The organism is Fusibacter fontis, assembly GCF_055378735.1.
On sequence record NZ_AP042445.1, the window covers coordinates 1,389,761 to 1,408,881 of the forward strand.

The 19,121-nt window shown below is 39.0% G+C and carries 9 protein-coding genes, 13 tRNA genes, 3 rRNA genes and 1 other annotated feature; of the genes, 1 reads left to right on the plus strand and 24 read right to left on the minus strand.

The genetic code is table 11. From position 1 onward, the window contains the following. Window positions 1-157 precede the first annotated feature (157 nt). From ACZ41W_RS06255 to ACZ41W_RS06365, 23 genes are all read right to left on the minus strand, one after another. Window positions 158-1,288, minus strand: coding sequence for an AI-2E family transporter (locus tag ACZ41W_RS06255; RefSeq protein ID WP_464314028.1), 1,131 nt, complete (start codon window positions 1,286-1,288; stop codon window positions 158-160). 408 nt (window positions 1,289-1,696) lie between these two features. Continuing rightward, window positions 1,697-1,771: transfer RNA gene (locus ACZ41W_RS06260), tRNA-Gly, on the minus strand. Between the two features lie 4 nt (window positions 1,772-1,775). Beyond that, window positions 1,776-1,859 (minus strand) — tRNA-Leu (locus ACZ41W_RS06265). An 82-nt stretch (window positions 1,860-1,941) separates the two neighbouring features. Further along, window positions 1,942-2,017: transfer RNA gene (locus ACZ41W_RS06270), tRNA-Val, on the minus strand. Between the two features lie 10 nt (window positions 2,018-2,027). After that, window positions 2,028-2,104: transfer RNA gene (locus ACZ41W_RS06275), tRNA-Arg, on the minus strand. Window positions 2,105-2,113: 9 nt separating this feature from the next. After that, window positions 2,114-2,188, minus strand: a tRNA-Cys gene (locus tag ACZ41W_RS06280). Between the two features lie 4 nt (window positions 2,189-2,192). Further along, a tRNA-Lys gene (locus ACZ41W_RS06285) sits at window positions 2,193-2,268 on the minus strand. A 12-nt stretch (window positions 2,269-2,280) separates the two neighbouring features. Beyond that, window positions 2,281-2,354: transfer RNA gene (locus tag ACZ41W_RS06290), tRNA-Gly, on the minus strand. Window positions 2,355-2,359: 5 nt separating this feature from the next. Beyond that, a tRNA-Gly gene (locus ACZ41W_RS06295) sits at window positions 2,360-2,434 on the minus strand. Between the two features lie 4 nt (window positions 2,435-2,438). Then, window positions 2,439-2,522 (minus strand) — tRNA-Leu (locus ACZ41W_RS06300). A gap of 6 nt (window positions 2,523-2,528) precedes the next feature. Then, window positions 2,529-2,604: transfer RNA gene (locus ACZ41W_RS06305), tRNA-Val, on the minus strand. Window positions 2,605-2,719: 115 nt separating this feature from the next. Continuing rightward, a tRNA-Glu gene (locus ACZ41W_RS06310) sits at window positions 2,720-2,794 on the minus strand. A 9-nt stretch (window positions 2,795-2,803) separates the two neighbouring features. Next, window positions 2,804-2,878, minus strand: a tRNA-Asn gene (locus ACZ41W_RS06315). Between the two features lie 116 nt (window positions 2,879-2,994). Then, window positions 2,995-3,111, minus strand: a 5S ribosomal RNA gene (gene rrf, locus ACZ41W_RS06320). A gap of 259 nt (window positions 3,112-3,370) precedes the next feature. After that, window positions 3,371-6,288, minus strand: a 23S ribosomal RNA gene (locus ACZ41W_RS06325). 173 nt (window positions 6,289-6,461) lie between these two features. Beyond that, window positions 6,462-6,537 (minus strand) — tRNA-Ala (locus ACZ41W_RS06330). Window positions 6,538-6,747: 210 nt separating this feature from the next. Then, a 16S ribosomal RNA gene (locus ACZ41W_RS06335) occupies window positions 6,748-8,281 on the minus strand. Together the 16S, 23S and 5S rRNA genes with 13 tRNA genes alongside form the textbook arrangement of a ribosomal RNA operon. 842 nt (window positions 8,282-9,123) lie before the next feature. Then, complete coding sequence (locus ACZ41W_RS06340) at window positions 9,124-9,723, minus strand: indolepyruvate oxidoreductase subunit beta (RefSeq protein WP_464314029.1); 600 nt, start codon at window positions 9,721-9,723, stop codon at window positions 9,124-9,126. Window position 9,724: 1 nt separating this feature from the next. Next, complete coding sequence (iorA, locus tag ACZ41W_RS06345) at window positions 9,725-11,503, minus strand: indolepyruvate ferredoxin oxidoreductase subunit alpha (RefSeq protein WP_464314030.1); 1,779 nt, start codon at window positions 11,501-11,503, stop codon at window positions 9,725-9,727. 35 nt (window positions 11,504-11,538) lie between these two features. Next, window positions 11,539-12,447: a bifunctional enoyl-CoA hydratase/phosphate acetyltransferase gene (locus ACZ41W_RS06350; protein ID WP_464314031.1), complete on the minus strand. Its 909-nt coding sequence runs from the start codon at window positions 12,445-12,447 to the stop codon at window positions 11,539-11,541. 210 nt (window positions 12,448-12,657) lie between these two features. Beyond that, window positions 12,658-13,776 (minus strand): tetratricopeptide repeat protein, encoded by a 1,119-nt coding sequence (locus ACZ41W_RS06355; RefSeq protein WP_464314032.1) that lies wholly within the window; start codon window positions 13,774-13,776, stop codon window positions 12,658-12,660. A 36-nt stretch (window positions 13,777-13,812) separates the two neighbouring features. Next, window positions 13,813-14,634, minus strand: a complete 822-nt coding sequence (locus tag ACZ41W_RS06360) for an NAD(+)/NADH kinase (RefSeq protein ID WP_464314033.1) — start codon at window positions 14,632-14,634, stop codon at window positions 13,813-13,815. Next, window positions 14,631-16,427 carry a B12-binding domain-containing radical SAM protein gene (locus ACZ41W_RS06365; protein ID WP_464314034.1) on the minus strand — a complete coding sequence of 599 codons (1,797 nt, stop codon included), beginning with the start codon at window positions 16,425-16,427 and terminating at the stop codon, window positions 14,631-14,633. Before ACZ41W_RS06365 ends, ACZ41W_RS06360 begins: the two co-directional genes overlap by 4 nt. A gap of 248 nt (window positions 16,428-16,675) precedes the next feature. On the opposite strand from ACZ41W_RS06365, the gene ACZ41W_RS06370 reads away from it, so the two are divergent. After that, window positions 16,676-17,041 carry a response regulator gene (locus ACZ41W_RS06370; RefSeq protein ID WP_464314035.1) on the plus strand — a complete coding sequence of 122 codons (366 nt, stop codon included), beginning with the start codon at window positions 16,676-16,678 and terminating at the stop codon, window positions 17,039-17,041. Between the two features lie 90 nt (window positions 17,042-17,131). On the opposite strand, the gene argS is transcribed toward ACZ41W_RS06370, so the two are convergent. Further along, window positions 17,132-18,841, minus strand: a complete 1,710-nt coding sequence (gene argS, locus ACZ41W_RS06375) for an arginine--tRNA ligase (protein ID WP_464314278.1) — start codon at window positions 18,839-18,841, stop codon at window positions 17,132-17,134. 45 nt (window positions 18,842-18,886) lie between these two features. Beyond that, window positions 18,887-19,077, minus strand: a binding site (T-box leader). Between the last annotated feature and the right edge of the window lie 44 nt (window positions 19,078-19,121).

Sequence of the window (19,121 nt, forward strand, 5' to 3'; positions counted from 1 at the left end):
CCATAGTCACATAGAAAATCTGTGTAAGAATCAAATTCAGATACGTTTATAATACCAAATATTGAATTGTTAGATTAATCATTTATTTTCATATTTGAATATTGGATTGTTCAAATGTATAAATGTTCAACTGCTTTAATACTTAAATGCTTAATGCCTAAATGTTGATTTTTACCTCACTTTGATTTTTATTCAGCCTGTAATTCACGATATTTCTAACAATAGAATAAATTACTGCCATCATTGGTACACCAATCAGCATTCCAATAATACCAAATAAGCCACCACCTACGACAATTGCGAGAAAAACCCAAAATCCATCTATTCCAATTGCATTACCTACAACTCTTGGATAAATCAAATTTCCTTCCAATTGTTGTAGTATTAATATGAAAATGACAAAGAACAATGCTTTAGTTGGACTTTCCATAGCGATCATTAGTACCGACGGAACTGTGCCGATAAAAGCTCCAATTATCGGAATTAGGCTTGTGATTGCAATCAAAACGCTTACCAAAGGTGCATAAGGTATATTGAAAATTAATAAACCTATAAAACATAATGTTCCTAAAATAATCGCTTCTGTTATTTGCCCCCCTACAAAACGTGAAAATGTATGATTGATATCCCATGCTAAATTAGCCAAATATTTTGCTACTTTTTCTTTATTGAATGCTAAATTTATTCTACTAATAATTGAGATAAACTTTTCTTTTTGTGCAAGTAAGTACACAGAAAATACAAGTCCCATAAAAAAGTTCAAAGCACCAGATGTAATCCCCATTGTTACTGATAAAACGGCTTTTAGCGTATTTGCTGTAAAATTCGTAAGTCCTGATAGTAATGATTTTAAATTTCCAAAAACATTCATTACAATCTCATTTGACAATCCTAGCTCTTCATACAACTTTATTCCGTAGTCAGTGATTTTCGAACCATACTCAGGTAATTTTTCAACCAAAGTCTTGCTGCTATCAATAACTTGAGGAATTATAAATAGAATAATAACTACGATAAATGTTATAGCTATAATATATGTTGAAAGTAATGAAATCATACGCTTCTTCTTTAATAAAAACTTATTTTTTGTTTTCTTGGGATATACGCGCTCTTCAATAATTTTCATCAAAAGATTTAAAATAAATGCAATAACGATTCCGACAATTAAAGGTGTAAATATCGATAACATATTACTTATAACTCCACCAATTATATCAATATTTGAAATACCTAAATACAAAAAAATTGCGTAAGTCACAATTGGAATATACTTTTTAAACTCCGTCATGCTTAATCTCCTTATAATTACATACATTTTTATATTCACATTATACCATAGCCTCATCTAGACGTATATAAGTTGTCATTATATGACAGACTCTAGGTAACGTTATTTTGTTTTTATATACCCATCATAATGAAAATCACTTATCTTCTTTTTGAAGTCCCGTTCTAATATATAGTTTTGCTTTTTTTATCAAATGAACTTCATTCAAAAAAATTTGATTTACTCATTGAATTAATTTTGATTCATCGGTGATTTGTCGTTGATTTGTCGTTGATTTATTTTGGTTTATTTTGGTTTATTTTGGTTTATCTTAGATTTAGCTGTGCCTGTATTTAAAATCATTATGTCTCTATTTGAACGATTAGCAAAATAAAAAAGAACATGATTTTCATCATGTTCTTTTTTAGATGGAGCGGAAGACGAGATTCGAACTCGCGACCCTCGCCTTGGCAAGGCGATGCTCTACCACTGAGCCACTTCCGCAAATTGGTGCGGGTAGAGGGACTTGAACCCCCACGAACTTGTCACTAGATCCTAAGTCTAGCGCGTCTGCCAATTCCGCCATACCCGCTAAATAAAAATCTCATTTATAATAAGTATAAATGAGTTACGTGTAACACCGGATTTGCACTTCAGTTCATGTACACATAAAATGGTGGAAGTTATAGGGATCGAACCTATGACCCTCTGCTTGTAAGGCAGATGCTCTCCCAGCTGAGCTAAACTTCCACTATTAAATTGGCGCGCCCTAAGGGATTCGAACCCCTAACCTTCTGATTCGTAGTCAGACACTCTATCCAATTGAGCTAAGAGCGCATAAATAAATGGAGGCGGCGACCAGATTTGAACTGGTGAATAGAGGTTTTGCAGACCTATGCCTTACCACTTGGCTACGCCGCCGATTTGGTGATTCATCCGCGATTCGAACGCGGGACACCCTGATTAAAAGTCAGGTGCTCTACCGACTGAGCTAATGAACCTCATTAAAAAATTGGAGCGGGTGAAGAGAATCGAACTCTCACAACCAGCTTGGAAGGCTGGGGCTCTACCATTGAGCTACACCCGCAAAATTGGAGCGGAAGACGAGATTCGAACTCGCGACCCTCGCCTTGGCAAGGCGATGCTCTACCACTGAGCCACTTCCGCAAATTGGTGCGGGTAGAGGGACTTGAACCCCCACGAACCAGTCACTAGATCCTAAGTCTAGCGCGTCTGCCAATTCCGCCATACCCGCATTAAATGGTGGAAGTTATAGGGATCGAACCTATGACCCTCTGCTTGTAAGGCAGATGCTCTCCCAGCTGAGCTAAACTTCCACGTAAACACTTATGTTCTTTATTACTTTTCGATAAATCATCGACTATTTTACTTCGTTAGTCTCCTAAAATTCTTCGAATTTAACGTCGACCGTTTTACTTAGTAAAACGTAAATGGTGACCCCTAGGGGAATCGAACCCCTGTTACCGCCGTGAAAGGGCGGTGTCTTGACCGCTTGACCAAGGGGCCACAAATAAATGGCTCCAAGGGAGGGATTCGAACCCTCAGCCTATCGGTTAACAGCCGAGTGCTCCACCGTTGAGCTACCTTGGAATACTTTTAAAAGCATTTCATATTCTTTGGTGTAACAATCACTTATAAACATCACATTTCGCTTTGCTCCATGATTGTTGAGCTACCTTGGAATACTTTTTAGTTCTTAAAGAACAAACTAGCGACGTTCTACTCTCCCAGGCAGCTACCCGCCAAGTACCATCGACGCTGGAGGACTTTACTTCTGTGTTCGGTATGGGAACAGGTGTTTCCCCTCCGCCATCATCACTAGATATGAAATTGTTTACAATTTCAGCCGTAGGTCAGTTTGCGAAGCAAATTGACTAGGCTACGCTCATATATGCTTCTGCTTCAGCAAGCGTCCTCGGACTTCGTCCTGCGGATTGCTTACGCACAACATATATTCGCTCCTTATATAAATCATTTATGCTTTCACATAAATGAATCTACACAAAGTTAAGGTTATCAAACCCTAGGTCATCAGACCCTGAAAATCACATATAGAGGTTCATTTAAAAGTGTTTGGATCGTTAGGTCAAGTCCTCGATCTATTAGTACCTGTCAGCTGAATGCATTACTGCACTTACACCTCAGGCCTATTACCACATTATCTTCATGGGATCTTACTCCATTTCTGGATGGGAAATCTCATCTTGAGGGGGGCTTCGCGCTTAGATGCCTTCAGCGCTTATCCCGTCCGAACTTAGCTACTCAGCTGTGCCATTGGCATGACAACTGATCCACCAGCGGTTCGTCCATCCCGGTCCTCTCGTACTAAGGACAGCTCCTCTCAAATTTCCTACGCCCACAGCAGATAGGGACCGAACTGTCTCACGACGTTCTGAACCCAGCTCGCGTGCCTCTTTAATGGGCGAACAGCCCAACCCTTGGGACCTACTTCAGCCCCAGGATGAGACGAGCCGACATCGAGGTGCCAAACCTCCCCGTCGATGTGGACTCTTGGGGGAGATAAGCCTGTTATCCCCGGGGTAGCTTTTATCCGTTGAGCGATGGCCCTTCCATGCGGTGCCACCGGATCACTAAGCTCTACTTTCGTACCTGCTCGAAATGTCTCTCTCGCAGTCAAGCTCCCTTTTGCCTTTACACTCTTCGCGCGATTTCCAACCGCGCTGAGGGAACCTTTAGGCGCCTCCGTTACTCTTTAGGAGGCGACCGCCCCAGTCAAACTGCCCACCTGACATTGTCCTAAACCAGGGTAACTGGTCATAGTTAGAATAACGTTATATCAAGAGTGGTATCCCAACGGCGACTCCGCTAAGACTAGCGTCCTAACTTCTCAGTCTCCCACCTATCCTGTACATGATATACCATTATCCAGTGCCAAGCTGCAGTAAAGCTCCACGGGGTCTTTCCGTCTAGCTGCGGGTAACCGGCATCTTTACCGGTACTACAATTTCACCGAGTCTATTGTTGAGACAGCGTCCAAATCGTTACGCCTTTCGTGCGGGTCGGAACTTACCCGACAAGGAATTTCGCTACCTTAGGACCGTTATAGTTACGGCCGCCGTTTACTGGGGCTTCAGTTCTGTGCTTCGATTGCTCTAACACTTCCCCTTAACCTTCCAGCACCGGGCAGGCGTCAGCCCCTATACATCATCTTTCGATTTAGCAGAGACCTGTGTTTTTGGTAAACAGTCGCTTGGACCTATCCTCTGCGGCCGACTCTAGCTCTGAACCTGAGTCGGCACCCCTTCTCCCGAAGTTACGGGGTCATTTTGCCGAGTTCCTTAACAATAGTTTTCTCGCTCGCCTTAGTATTTTCTACTCTCCCACCTGTGTCGGTTTACGGTACAGGCACCTGCTCCCTCGATAGAAACTTTTCTTGACAGTGTGATATCTGCTACTTCGCTACTATTTTCACTCCCCATCACAGCTCACCCTTATAAGAGGCGGATTTGCCTACCTCTCAGACTCGCTGCTTGGACGCACTCAACCAATCGTGCGCTTAGCATAACCTCCTGTGTCATTCCCTCTCTCAAACGGTTCTCGGTGGTACAGGAATCTTTACCTGTTGTCCATCGCCTACGACTTTCGTCCTCGGCTTAGGCCCTGACTTACCCTGAGCGGACGAACCTTCCTCAGGAAACCTTGGGTTTTCGGCGGACGGGATTCTCACCCGTCTCTCGTTACTCATGCCAACATTCTCTCTTCTATACAGTCCACAAGTCCTTACGATCTTGCTTCGCCCCGTATACAATGCTCCTCTACCAATTAGATTACTCTAATTCCATAGCTTCGGTAGTAAGTTTTAGCCCCGGTAATCTTCGGCGCAGAATCACTCGACTAGTGAGCTATTACGCACTCTTTAAATGTATGGCTGCTTCTAAGCCAACATCCTAGTTGTCTGTGCAATTCCACATCCTTTTCCACTTAACTTACATTTTGGGACCTTAGCTGATGGTCTGGGCTGTTTCCCTTTTGACTATGAATCTTATCACACACAGTCTGACTCCTGAGTATAAGATATCGGTATTCGGAGTTTGATAGACTTCGGTAGCCGGTGAAAGCCCCTAGGTCATTCAGTGCTCTACCCCCGTATCTCTTTACCTCAAGGCTAGCCCTAAAGCTATTTCGAGGAGAACCAGCTATCTCCGGGTTCGATTGGAATTTCTCCGCTATCCACATGTCATCCCAACCTTTTTCAACAGATATGGGTTCGGGCCTCCAAGAGGTTTTACCCTCGCTTCACCCTGCACATGGATAGGTCACCCGGTTTCGGGTCTACGCCATACAACTATTTCGCCCTTTTCAGACTCGCTTTCGCTGCGGCTCCGTGCCTGAAGCACTTAACCTTGCTGCATAACGTAACTCGTTGGCCCGTTCTACAAAAAGTACATGGTCGTTCTTTAACGAACTTCCATTGCTTGTAAACATAGGGTTTCAGGTTCTTTTCACTCCCCTCTCGGGGTTCTTTTCACCTTTCCCTCACGGTACTATTCTCTATCGGTCACTAGGTAGTATTTAGCCTTGGCAGATGGTCCTGCCTGCTTCCCACAAAATTTCTCGTGTTTCGTGGTACTCCGGATCAGTCTCGTTATCCTTCTTCTTTCGCTTACGTGGCTCTCACACTCTTCGGCCTACTTTCCCAAGTAGTTCTGCTAGAATACAGTTTCACTTTATTGACTGTCCACACCCCTTCGTCCGAAGACTCAGGTTTGGGCTCTTTCCATTTCGCTCGCCACTACTCTGGAAATCACTTTTGTTTTCTCTTCCTTCGGGTACTTAGATGTTTCAGTTCCCCGAGTTCCCTTCCTATAGCCTATGTATTCAGCTATGGATGACTGGACATTACTCCAGCCGGGTTTCCCCATTCGGACATCTACGGATCTACACTTGCTTGCAGTTCCCCGTAGCTTTTCGCAGCTTACCACGTCCTTCTTCGGCTCCTAGTGCCAAGGCATTCGCCCTATGCTCTTATTAACTTGACCTACATGTGGCACGTAGTGTCATCATGCGCTCGTGAGAAACGTTAGTTTCTAGAGCGTTGTGACTTACTGTGTCATCATTCGATCTTTTTTTTACACTTTTTTCATGTCTTCTCTATATGCAATTTTCAAGGTACGATTTTTTAATCACATATCCTTTAAAGACATGTGATTCATGGTGGAGATTAAGAGATTCGAACTCTTGACCCCCTGCGTGCAAGGCAGGTGCTCTCCCAGCTGAGCTAAACCCCCATGAGATAAAATGTTTCACATTTTATCGAACCTGACGTGGGAAACGTAGTTTCCAAGAGGGCTTATCCTCACACACTTTCGGCTCTTTATGTGAACCATCGTTTTCTATTCATTTATGAAGTTCTTATTTCCACTCTTTGATAATCTCTTATCTTTAAGCAGTCACAAGACCCTCAAAATTGAACAGCGCAAATGTCTATTTCTCCTTAGAAAGGAGGTGATCCAGCCGCACCTTCCGATACGGCTACCTTGTTACGACTTCACCCCAGTCATTGATTTCACCTTCGACAGCTTCCTCCCTTACGGGTTGGACCACTGGCTTCGGGCGCCCCCAACTTCCATGGTGTGACGGGCGGTGTGTACAAGACCCGGGAACGCATTCACCGCGACATTCTGATTCGCGATTACTAGCAACTCCAACTTCATGTGGGCGAGTTTCAGCCCACAATCCGAACTGGGATCGGCTTTTTAGGATTCGCTCCAGATTGCTCTTTCGCTGCCCGTTGTACCGACCATTGTAGCACGTGTGTAGCCCAGATCATAAGGGGCATGATGATTTGACGTCATCCCCACCTTCCTCCGTGTTATCCACGGCAGTCTGTTTAGAGTGCACAGCTTAACCTGTTTGCAACTAAACACAAGGGTTGCGCTCGTTGCGGGACTTAACCCAACATCTCACGACACGAGCTGACGACAACCATGCACCACCTGTCTTCTCTGTCCCGAAGGAAAAATCCGGCTAAGGATCGGTCAGAGAGATGTCAAGATCTGGTAAGGTTCTTCGCGTTGCTTCGAATTAAACCACATGCTCCGCTGCTTGTGCGGGTCCCCGTCAATTCCTTTGAGTTTCACACTTGCGTGCGTACTCCCCAGGCGGAATACTTAATGCGTTTGCTGCGGCACCGAGCTTTGACACCCGACACCTAGTATTCATCGTTTACGGCGTGGACTACCAGGGTATCTAATCCTGTTCGCTACCCACGCTTTCGTGCCTCAGTGTCAGTTACAGTCCAGTAAGTCGCCTTCGCCACTGGTGTTCCTCCTAATATCTACGAATTTCACCTCTACACTAGGAATTCCACTTACCTCTCCTGCACTCAAGCTAATCAGTTCCAAAGGCTTACATTGGTTGAGCCAATGCCTTTCACCTCTGGCTTGATAAGCCACCTACGCACCCTTTACGCCCAGTGATTCCGGATAACGCTTGCCCCCTACGTATTACCGCGGCTGCTGGCACGTAGTTAGCCGGGGCTTCCTCCTATGGTACCGTCATTTGTTTCTTCCCATAGGACAGAGTTTTACAACCCGAAGGCCTTCTTCACTCACGCGGCGTTGCTGCATCAGGCTTGCGCCCATTGTGCAATATTCCCCACTGCTGCCTCCCGTAGGAGTCTGGACCGTGTCTCAGTTCCAGTGTGGCCGATCACCCTCTCAGGTCGGCTACTGATCGTCGCCTTGGTGAGCCGTTACCTCACCAACTAGCTAATCAGACGCGGGCCCATCCCATACCGATAAATCTTTGTCGACTACATCATGCGATGCTACCGACTTATAAGGTATTAATCACCGTTTCCAGTGGCTATCCCTTTGTATGGGGCAGGTTGCCCACGCGTTACTCACCCGTCCGCCGCTTTCATAAGCTTCACTTGGACCGAAGTCCTCACTCCACTTAATCTCGCTCGACTTGCATGTGTTAGGCACGCCGCCAGCGTTCATCCTGAGCCAGGATCAAACTCTTAAAATTAATTTTAAAGTTTGCCTGTTATCTCATAAATGAGCTAACTTGCTTTTTTGTATAAACTTCTTGCAAAGTTTATCCGGAAACAACTGTTTAGTTGTTTTATACTTTTCTTTGGAGTGTCTCATTAAATTGCTCTAACTCGACTCTTCAAAAGAATTGCGTTTTTGGTTTTTTTCATTTGCGCTATTCAATTTTCAAGGTCCTGGTTGATGTCTTGTAATCGTTCTCAATTGCTTGAGACGACTGTTTTATATTAACATCGTTTCATCCAGATGTCAATATCTTTATTTGAGATTTTAATATATTTTTGTTTTTGGTAATTGGTTTTATTTTATCTGTGCAATTGAAAATTAACTATTGAATTTATGTCTAAGAAACAACTGCTTAGTTATAATAACATCATTCAAATTATGAGTCAACCCTCATTTTAAAAGAAAAATTATTCAAAAAATTCATTCAATATATCCTACAACTAAACCAATTATCATCTTAGCTCTTCAAGTAATAAAATGTGTAGTTTTTCAACTGCAAATAGCATTTTAAAAGAGAAAAACAGCATAAACTGATCATAACCCTTAATTAGAATACCTCTGATTGAAATAATATATCGCTAAATGAATTTTGATTTCATTTTTAAATAGAGAGAAACAATTTGGAAACATTTGATACGCTTCGTTCTTTATAACTGACATGTAATGGATTAAAAATTGATGTTATATGATTTTCACACTATAAAAGGTAGTTACGCAATTTCCACAGATAAAAAAATAGATGATCTTCTTATTACTAGATCATCTATTTAAGTAACTATTTTGTCTATGAATTTTAGGTTTGATTACTTAGACTTAATGAACTTGTGCCATTCCAAGGTTTAACGCTTCAATATTAATATCTACGAACTTCCCTTTTACTGTTTCCTGGATTACTTCAGTCCAATCAACCATGTTCTCTAACCCCATCGCTTTAATAAGAGCACCTACAATAATAACATTCATTGTTTTTATGTTCCCAAGCGATTCTGCTAATTCTGCAGCTTTGAATACTGTTGTATTGATTTTCGAGCTAATATCTTCAATAACGCCTTGAGGATAATTTGCCGCACCTGACAAAATAGTTGCCGATGGAATTTCATAAGCGTTCACGACAACTTTTCCTTCTGGTTTTACAAAATCAATCCATCTAGGTGTTTCCATTGTTTCAAATGATACGAGGACATCAGCTTGACCTTTACCGATTATAGGTGAGTAAACTTTTTTACCATAACGAACTTGAGTAGTTACGCTACCACCACGTTGTGCCATACCGTGAACTTCACTCATTTTCACATCATAACCGGCTTTAATCAGACCCGTTGATAATATTTTTGAAGCTAAAATGATACCTTGACCACCTACGCCGCATAGTAATATATTTTTTACATCTGATGTGTTTTTAACGTCTGACATATTATTCACCTACTCTTTCGATTGCTTTGAATGGACATGATTGAAGACAAACTTCACAGCCTACGCACATATATTTGTCGATTTTCGCCTTTTTTGTTTCATTGTCAAAGCTAATCGCTGGACAACCTGTTTTTGTACAAACTTTACAGCCTCTACATTGATCTTCAATTACGTGACATTGTTTTTTAGATAAATCGAACTCTTTTTTGTCAGCATCTGAGAAATTTTTAAGGACACATGGCCATCTTGTAATGATAACAGAAGGACCATCGTATGCAAATGCTTCTTCTAATGCTTGATCCACTTCTGAAAGTTTTAATGGATTTATCGTCACAACGTGCTCAATTCCAATTGATTTTACCAAATTTGGAATGTCTATGATGTTCGCTGGATCACCTTGTAAAGTAAAACCTGTACCTGGATTTTCTTGGTGTCCAGTCATACCGGTGATTCGGTTATCTAAAATAACACTAACTGTATTTCCTCTATTATATGCAACATGAATAAGCGAATTGATGCCTGTATGGAAAAATGTTGAATCGCCAATTACCGATACTACACGTTTATCTACATTGTTTTTCTCAAATGCTTTTGATGCTCCATGTCCCATAGAAATAGATGCGCCCATACAAATTACTGAATCTGTCGCATTTAATGGTTCTGCGGAACCTAAAGTATAGCATCCAATATCGCCTGTAATCACGACATTCTTCTTTTTACTCAATGAATAGAAGAACCCTCTATGAGGACACCCTGCACATAAAGTAGGGGGTCTACCAACAATTTGTTCTGGATTTGGATGAATGGTTTCTCTTTCTATGCCAAGAAGTGATTTAGCAACAATATCAGGGTTCAATTCTCCAATTCTTGGAATCATTGTTTTGCCAATACACTCAATACCAGCAACTTTCATTTGTTCTTCAATAAATGGTTCTAGTTCTTCGATGACATATAAAGTTTCAACTTCTTTTGCAAACGAACGGATTTTATCCATAGGTAATGGGAAAGTAAATCCAAGTTTTAAATAAGAAGCATCATCTCCAAATACTTCTTTAGCGTACGTATAAGCAACACCAGAAGTTACTATACCAATTTTTTTATTTCCCCATTCAATTCTATTTAAATCTGTTTCATTTGAAAAAGCTTCCATTCTGATCAATTTATCTTCTACAATTGGATGCAACATTTTAGCATGAGCTGGCGCAGCGATAAATTTTTGTGGTTGTTTTTTATATGGTATTATATCGAATTTTTGTCTTTCTCCAAGTTCAACTAATCCCTTTGAGTGACAGACACGAGTTGTCATTCTAAATAAAACTGGCACATCAAATTTTTCTGATATTTCAAATGCAGCTTTTACATAGTCAAGAGATTCTTGTGAATCACTTGGTTCAAGCATCGCAATTTTGCTAAATTTTGCATAGTAACGATTATCTTGTTCATTTTGTGAACTGTGGCAACCTGGATCATCTGCTGAAACCAAAACCAATCCACCCGTAATTCCGGTATAACCGATTGTAAAAAGTGGATCTGCTGCTACATTCACTCCTACGTGTTTCATCGCAGCAATTGTTCTTGCGCCAGCCATTGATGCCCCAATTACTGACTCGAGAGCTACTTTTTCATTAGGTGCCCACTCAGCAATCAAATCTTCTTTGTACTCAATCATATTTTCGAGTATTTCAGTGCTAGGTGTACCAGGATATGCGCTTGCATATGTGACGCCAGCTTCAAAAGCTCCTCTTGCAACCGCTTCATTTCCAGTTAATAAAACTTTCATTCGCCTACTCCTTATATTTTGTCTTTACTCAATTTTTATTTATTTGCAGCGATGACACTGCCCAGTGCAATTGAATTTAGTTTCGCTTCATAGCTATCTGCTCTCGATACAAGAACAACAGGCACCTTTGCGCCCATAATAATTCCTGCAGATTCTGCGCCAGCTAAATACGTTAATGTTTTTCCAATTCCATTTCCAACTTCAATCGTAGGTACTAACAATACGTCTGCATCCCCTGCGATTTGACTTGAGAATTTTTTAACTTCAGCGGCTTCTTTTGATACCGCTAAATCAAGCGCAAGGGGACCCTCAACAATTACATCTTTACCAAAATGTCCAGATTGCGACATTTCTTGAAGTTTTCTAGCATCCACTGTCGTTGGCATTTTTTCATTCACTTTCTCTTTAGCAGCGATACATGCAACTTTTACTTGTGGATTTCCCATCGCACGGCACACATCTATAACATTTTCAGTAATTTTAACTTTCTCATCAAAAGACGGTTCAATGTTCATTCCGCCATCTGTTAAAAAAATCAGCTTATGATACTTAGGAACTTCATAAATCATAACATGGCTTAATAAGCGATCGGTTCTGAGTCCATACTCCTTATTTAAAACTGCTTTGAGCAAAATGGCTGTATCAATCAAACCTTTCATCAGAAAATCGCCTTTCCCATCTGATATAAGTTTTACAGAATACTGTGCAGCTTCTTCTAAATTAGGAATATCCACTATTTCATATGAATCAATTTCTAATTGCTCTTCTTTTGCTATTCGTAAGATTTCATTTTTATCCCCGACAAGAATAGGGGTGATTAATTTTTCTTCAGCGGCTTTGCATATTGCGCTTAAAACATCTTCATCATGTGCCGCGGCAACTACAAGTCTCATTGTTGATCCTTGTCTTGCTACTTGCATCAACTCATCAAGTTTTTTTATCATCGTCATCACCTTTTATATATTTTTTTGATGCCTTCAACAATTTTTTTAAGTTCATTTCATTCTACTATATTTTTTTGAAGCCTTCAATAGTTTTTACAAAGATGTCAAATGCTTAAAATAAAAGAATGCAACTGAAAATAGCTGCATTCTTTAAGTACCATAAATTGATTCTCATATATTATATTTAAAGTTCTAATTAATTCATAAATCTCAGTTTCGAGATTGTATGTGTGCGAGCCACATAGCAGCGACTTCATCATCTGGAGCAATTTCAATAGCCCTTTCAATCAAGTTAAGTGCTTCATCTGTATTGCCTTTGGAGTATTTTACAATCCCCATATTACACATTAATTCTGCATTCTCTGGCGACAATCTAAGTGCTTCTTTATAATACTTTTCAGCTTCGTCATAATCACCCAGCGACATAAGACAAATACCAATTTCGTTCATTGTTTGAATGTGACCTGTGTTCAAAGTCATGACTTTTAAAAAATAACTTAGAGCATCTTCATACTGCTCTAACATGCGATTGCCAAGACCAATGTAAAACATTAAGTCCCACCACTCGTCATGTTCTTCTTCGAGTGCTTTTAGCAGTTCTAAGCCATCATCAATCCTTCCTGCCAATACATATTGATATCCCTTTTCAAAGGTTGCACGATCTCTTACCTTGCCTAAACCAGTAGCAATTTCTTCACGCATTTCTTCTGGAAGATCATAACTAAGCGCTTTAATCCAATTAGTTTCAGCTTTTTGATAGTTACCTTCATTATAGTAAATGATTCCCAAGTTGAAATAACTATATGCGAAACTCGGATCGATATTCACGCATTTTTCATAGCAATATTTTACGAGTTTTTTAAGATCTGTTCTTTCCTCTACTTCGCTAAGCGCTTCAAAAGCACGTCCCATATTATAATATGCATCTAGATTGTTGGCATCTAATAAAACTGCTGCATTGAAATACAATATTGCTGTACTATAATTTCTCTCGTTTGCATATCGAATGCCATCGTTTAAGATACTTTGAACAATTGAAGCATCTAAACTCAATAGAATGGTCTCATACATTGATAGAAAATTAATTTCGGCTTGCGCACCAACTGAATAGACTAACCCCTTTAATATCGCGGTAATCGGAATATTGTCAATTTCATTTTCTTTAATTTTTTCAGCTAAATCTTGAATAAAAACAGGAAGTAAAAATCCCTCAGGCGTTTCAAATCCAGAAATTTGAATTTTCTTACCTTCCTTCATTTCAATAAACACAATGTCATCTAAATGTTTTTTTAGAATTTTTTTTAAAATTTGTTGAAATTTCTCGTCCATTTTTCACCTTTCACTATCATCTAATTCATATATTCTTTATTCTAATACGCGTCTTATATTCTTATCGATAATTTTTCTTTTATACAAGTCAAAATAGTCAAACTCGTCCGATCGAATAACTTCAATCTTCATATCTTCTGCTATCTTGATGTGAATTTCTTCTATATATTCATTCGATAGTTTGATTCCATCACAAGCCACAATGACTTTTCGTTTATGGGCTTTTACAATATTTACATCCAATACCGTCTGGTTTGGCACAATCATAGTCGAGCTCATGGGGCGATTCACACTATTATCATTTGGCGTCAGTGGTGTAATTTGATAAACGGGAATATCAGAATGTACAACTGCTCCACCTGCCCAAATTGCATATCCTGTTGCGCCCATTGGAGTCGAAATAATAAGCCCATCTCCTGTATAATAATTAAACGGTTTTGAGTTCAAGTACACTTTTGCTTCCATTAGCTTAGGTTCTACGTGTTTGATGGTGATTTCGTTAAATGCATACTCTGTATAAATATCACCACTTAATGTCTTGGTGCTTACCATTAACAATGGATATGCATTGATTCTAAATTGTTTTCCGTCTAATACGTCAAAAATACGCTCCAGATTATCAGGCATGATCGTCGTTAAAAAACCTAACGTTCCTGTATCAATTCCCACAAAGGGCTTTTTTAAATGTTTATATTTTCGGATCGCACTCAACATGGTTCCATCACCACCAATAACGATGATGACATCTGGATTCGTCGTAACAATTTTTTTGCCCTTTTCTTCTAATAAAGCAACTAATTTGTGCTTAACTTCCATTGAAATAGGCTTGGTATTGTGGTGCACGAGTACATGATTCATGTTTCCTCCTTGTGATCAATAAAGTAATTCAGGTCAATTGGATAGATTTTCACTTGCTCGCTTTCTAAATAATCTAACATGACCACCGACAACGATGGTTCAAGGTGTTGATAATTACTTTGAATGAAATTGATTATATCATATTTGAGTGTTATGAATTCAACATTTTTTACTAAGGCTTTCGTTGATAAGTCACTTTGACTGGTCCAGTACTGATCAACAAATTCTTTATTTTTTAGTAGTTCAAAGCGCTTATTATTAAACTGAGGAATTTCAGGATAGTGAAAAAGTTCCTTATTGCCTTTCAAATTTGAAAAATAATAATCCAGTTTTAAAAAATCCCGAAGGACATCTTGATCAATTAGATTAAACGGTGGTGTTACACTACAGTAATCATATAAAATTTCGTATAATCGATACGTGCCAATGGACGTATTTAAAAGATTCTGATCTCTGAAATATTGACACATTTTCAGATAGAACTGACTTGGCCTTTCTTGACTATAAGACATTAAGAATTTCAGTGTATGAGTAAACTTTCCCGAATTATAATAATATTCAAGTATTCTTTCTAATTCCTTCAACTGAATCATCTCATCATATGAGATGTGTTTATTATAAAGAACTTCATAAGGGGCTTGGACTCTAACTACGTATCCATGTTTTTCAATCTCTCGCGAAATGGCCGTTCCCTTTAGAATCTTAAGAAAGCCCAGTTGCAGCTGTTCAGCTCCAATTTCATAAACATCATCAAACGAATTTAGAAATGACGTATAATTTTCGTATGGAAGTCCGGCAATTAAATCCACATGTAGATGTACGTTTCCAGTTCGAATGACTTGAAGACATTTTTCTTTTACGCGATCAAACTGAATTGGACGATGTATTTCACTTAGAGTCATTTGATTCGTTGTTTGAATGCCGACTTCAAATTGAAAAAGACCTTTTCTCGATTTTTGAATCAACTGAATATAATCCTCATCTAGTAACGATGCTGTAATCTCAAAATGAAAATTGGTAATGCCATTGTCAATTTCCATTAAATAGTTCATGATTGCAAGTGCATGTGATTTGACTGCATTAAAGGTACGATCGACAAACTTAACTTGTGGTACTTTTTGGTCAATAAAAAACTTTAAATCTCGTTTTACACGTTCAATTGACAGATGCCTAACGCCCTTGAGTGCAGACGAAAGACAGTAACTACAATTATAAGGGCATCCTCTCGAACTTTCATAGTAAATTATCCGATTTTGATAAAGAGCCATGTCTGAGTATGGAAATGGAATTTCCTCTAAATGGTCAATCAATGGCATTGGTGGATTCTCAAAATAATCCATTCCTACTCTATAGGCCATTCCCGGTGTTTGACGAAAAGCTTCCTCCAAACAAGTATTTTGAAGATGAAGTAAAAATTCGGAAAATATGCGTTCGCCTTCTCCACAAATAATCCCGTTTAAATATGGATGTTGTTTCAGTTGGTCTTTTGGATCAAATGAAACTTCTGGTCCTCCAAAAATGACAAAAGAATTTGATTTAATTTTGCGATAATTGGTAAATATTACATTGAGGGCTTCTATATTCCATATATAGGATGAAACGAAAATACCATCATAACTTCCTTTGACCATGTCTTGTAATATTAAATCCATTTCATTATTTATGGTATATTCTTTAACCTCGATCATATAATCTAAGTGACAATAGTATTCTTGATAATATGCAGCAATCGAGCGAATTGCTAGATTTGAGTGAATAAATTTAGAGTTTAATGCCATCAGTAAAATTTTCATACATTCTCCTTGCATTTACAATGTCAATCACTGTATGTAAATGAGTTGTTTCAATATATGTTCTAGTATAACACGTCATACTCCTCAACCGGAATAAATAGTTTTTAGGTCGTACTTTTTCTATGATATACTGAAGTTGAACCTATTGATTAAAACACGAACCAAGGTTACAAACGCTATCAGAATTTACAAACACTATCCGAGATTACAAACAATATCTGAGGTTACAGACTCTACAAGGAGGTCGTATGAGAATTCTCCACTTTGAATACAGTGACTTTTTTAGACAAGTTGTTCACGATATGTCTTCACGACTAGGTTTTGATTATACTGGAACAAGTCGCGGTGAAGATTTTATGAAATTAATTAGCAAGCACGAAGTCGATGTCATCATAACAGGTATGGAGCTTAGCGATATGAAAGCAGAAACGCTTATTGCGAATATTAAGAGCTCGAAATACAATGAGGTTCCCATTGTCATATTGACTTCACTTGAAATAGATAATATTCATAAAAGATTGAAAGAACTTATCTTCAATGATTTTATTCTGAAAGAAAGTCTAAATGTAGAAAGCTTTAAAAAATGTATGTCTCGTTTTGATTCTACGAATTAATTTTAAAGTATTTTCTCTACATAACCCATTTGATTGAATAAAATTAGGGGTTACCACAATCTAAATATTAGATGTGGTAGCCCCTTTGTTTTACATTTGTTCAGGTGCATCCATACATAAGAGTTGTAAAGCGTTTTTGATCACAATTTGAACACTCTTAACGAGTGCAACACGCGCCGATTTAACAGCCTCATCGTCAACCAAAATTGCATTGTCGTGATAGAATCGGTTGAATGCTTGCGCAACTTCTATGACGTATCTTGCAATTGTGTGTGGTTCATAGTTCTTATGTGCTAAAATGACGATTTCACCAAATTTTGATAAAAGTCGAATAACGTCTTTAGATACAGAATCTGAAAGTGCGCTATAATCAGGTGCAGCGAGTTGAGTATCTTCCACTTTTCTCAAAACACTGCAAGCTCTCGCATGCGTATATTGAACATAAGGCCCAGTTTCCCCCTCAAATGACAATGTTTTATCCAGCGAAAAGGCATAATCTTTTGTTCTTGAGGTCGTTAATTCTTGGAATACAACCGCTCCAATACCAATTTGAGCAGCCACTTTTTCTTTGTTATCGAGATTTGGATTTTTCTCGTTGATAATTTGAAGTGTTTGTTCAACCGCTTTATCCAATACATCCTCGAGGAATACAACATTTCCCTTACGAGTTGACAATGCCCCTTCTTCAAGCGAAACCATTCCAAAGTCCACGTGAATACAATCTTTCGCCCAATCGTAACCCATTAATTCTACAATCTTAAACCATTGTTGAAAATGCAATTTTTGCGCACTACCAACAACATAAATATTTTTGTCAAAATTATAGGTGTCTTTTCTATACTTTGCAGCAGCTAAATCACGAGTTAAATAGAGGGATGAACCATCTTTTTTGGTAATCAACGCAGGAATCATTCCATATGCTTCTAAATTGACAATTTCAGCGCCTTCATCCTTCTGAACGAGATTTTTTTCTCGAAGTTCATTGATAATCGCTGGCATCTTATCGGAATAAAAACTTTCGCCTGCATACGAATCAAATGTAACACCCAATTTAGAATACACGCGATTAAACACTTTGAGCGACATATCTCTAAAAAGTGTCCAAAGCGCTACCGCTTCTTCGTCACCGTTCTCAAGTTTCGTAAACCAAGCTCTTGCTTCATCTTCAAGTTCCGGATGCGTTTCAGCTTCATCATGGAATTTCACGTATATTTTTAATAGTTCAGGGATTGGATCGGCTTCAATAACATCTCGATCTCCCCATAATTTATAGGCTACAATCAGCTTTCCAAATTGAGTCCCATAATCTCCCAAATGATTAATTGCAACAGTATCATAACCTAGATACTTGTAAATACGGTGAAGCGACTCTCCTATCATCGTACTTCTAATATGTCCCATATGAAATGGCTTTGCGATATTTACGGATGAGTACTCAATGATAGTTTTCTTACCATTTCCTAAAGTAGAGGTTCCATATTGATCTTTTTCTCTCAATACTTCCTCAAGAACATTTTTAGCAAATTGTTCTGTATTGACTGTGTAATTTAGAAAACCAGCCACAGCTTCGACTTTTTGAAAATTTGAATCAACCGGTAATTGTTGAACGACCTCATCTGCAATAGCCACAGGTGATTTTCTAAATGCTTTTGCAAGTTTAAAACATGGAAAAGCATAATCTCCCATCTCTGTGTTTTTAGGGTGCTCAACTAAAGACAGAATCTCTTCATAACTTAAATCGCCATTCATCTGATCAATGATTTCTTTTAATTGCTTTGCAATTAGTTCTTTGTAATTAATCATATTTCCCCTCCTCAAAAAATAAAAACGCCTCTTATTATAATAATAAGAGACGAAGGTTTCCGCGTTGCCACTCTTTTTAGAAAGATTCCTCTTTCTCACTCGAAGTCTTTAACGGTGACTACCGGCCTTTGGCATCTCATGGGCTCTCTTCATGTTCATGTATTACAGGACTCACACCAACTCCTGCTCGCTTTAAGGGACATTTACACTACTGTTCCAATCGTAGATTTTACTTATGTTCATTTCATTTTGATTTTGTTAATTTGAGTCTTACTTT